The organism is Companilactobacillus bobalius (assembly GCF_009764355.1).
Map to the genome: position 1 here is coordinate 1 of NZ_LNUA01000004.1, position 1,506 is coordinate 1,506.

The 1,506-nt window shown below is 26.7% G+C and carries 2 protein-coding genes; both read right to left on the bottom strand.

Annotation, left to right across the window (positions count from 1 at the left end):
- Nucleotides 1-102: 102 nt before the first annotated feature.
- Nucleotides 103-522 (bottom strand): helix-turn-helix domain-containing protein, encoded by a 420-nt coding sequence (locus ATN92_RS00180; RefSeq protein ID WP_056954773.1) that lies wholly within the window; start codon nt 520-522, stop codon nt 103-105.
- 116 nt (nt 523-638) lie between these two features.
- Nucleotides 639-1,211, bottom strand: coding sequence for a hypothetical protein (locus ATN92_RS00185; protein WP_056954774.1), 573 nt, complete (start codon nt 1,209-1,211; stop codon nt 639-641).
- Nucleotides 1,212-1,506: the final 295 nt, after the last annotated feature.

Genomic DNA, 1,506 nt, shown 5'->3' on the forward strand with positions numbered 1-1,506 from the left:
TTTCGAGTTGTGATCGTTTTCTCGCAAGGTCTTTAGTGCTTTTAAAATATCACGGTCCATTTCGGCATCATGTAGTTTAGCTTTTAGATCGAGAATTTCTTGTTAATATTTCTCTTCTTTTGTGGAATTTAAACGTGTTTGTTTCTTCTTTTTCTTGGCCATTAACGGTCGTCTCCCTCTGGGACGACGCCTTAATCCAATAACACCATAGTGATTATATCTATATATCCATGAATTAACCTGGCTAGGTGATATTTTGAAATAAATTGCAGTATCAAGGCGACTGATCTTATGTAATTTATAATATTCTATCACGGATAATTTAAAATCTTGAGAATAGTCTTTATGAGATTTTTTAGTTATCAAATAATTAAGTCCATTTGCCTCCGCTTCATGGACCCAGTAATAAATCGGTGATTTACTGGGCATTCCATATTTTTTTGATAATCCAAGTATAGAAATTTGTCCATCAAAGTATTCATTTACTAGTTTAACTTTGAATTCTGAAGAGTATTTGGTCATAAAAAAAGTGCTCCTAAAATTGTTAGATTATGTCTAACAATTTTAGGGCACTTCAAATAGTTGGCTATTTACCATGTCACTTTTTTTAACGACGTATATAATAAACTGGAAAATATTTAGACTTTTATAATGTTAGGAATCTTATAACCTAATAATTGGAATATGGAATCCGTTGATGGAAGTGTATTTAAAGTATTTTTATTCTTTTTTATGGGCACAATTGGAAGAACGGTTTGTGATCTTTTTTTAAGAGAATATTCTATTTTTATGGGACGAACCAGAATATAAAAATAATCAGAATCAATAATATACTTAAATTTACCATAGGAAGAATTATTTATTGATCTTTTATCAATATTGATTCCATTGTCAAAAAAAATAGTGTGGTCTTTTTTTGCTAAAATCTGAACATTCTTATTAATAAATATTTTCCACATTAAAAATTTTAAAAAGAAAATACAAAAAATCATTGCCAATAGATCTTGTATGGAATATATCAATTTTACTAGTGTTAGTTCATGAGGGTCATCAAGTAGAGAGATAATTATAATAAAGGAAAAACTTATTACAGAGAGAAACTGGCAAAATCTGATTCTTTTATTAAAAGAGCTTAGAATGTTATTTTTCTTCAACAATAAAAAAACATATTTCCAATCTGCTTTTGTTAAATTGTTATTTATTTTAATCATAGAAAAAATCCATTTCTTAAAAATTCATTTCTTAAAAATTCATTTTCACATATTTGAAAATGTAATAAAAGCCCGATTATGGTATATGAAAATAAAAAAAAAATAATGTGAATGAAAATCTTTTAGAAATATAATCTAAAAGATTTAAGAAACTTGATCGGAAAATTAAATAATATAAAAAGAACCTAGATAATTTTTGATTTATTGAAGTGCAATAAAAAAGTTAGACATTTTTATAAGTTTTAAAAAATCATGGATTGCTCCCTGTATTCTACAGGGGACAATCCATTTTTGT

What these genes read in the sequence shown, in the direction of transcription:
- ATN92_RS00180 (WP_056954773.1), bottom strand. Translation starts at nt 522, where the DNA reads ATGACCAAATACTCTTCAGAATTCAAAGTTAAACTAGTAAATGAATAC.
- ATN92_RS00185 (WP_056954774.1), bottom strand. Translation starts at nt 1,211, where the DNA reads ATGATTAAAATAAATAACAATTTAACAAAAGCAGATTGGAAATATGTT.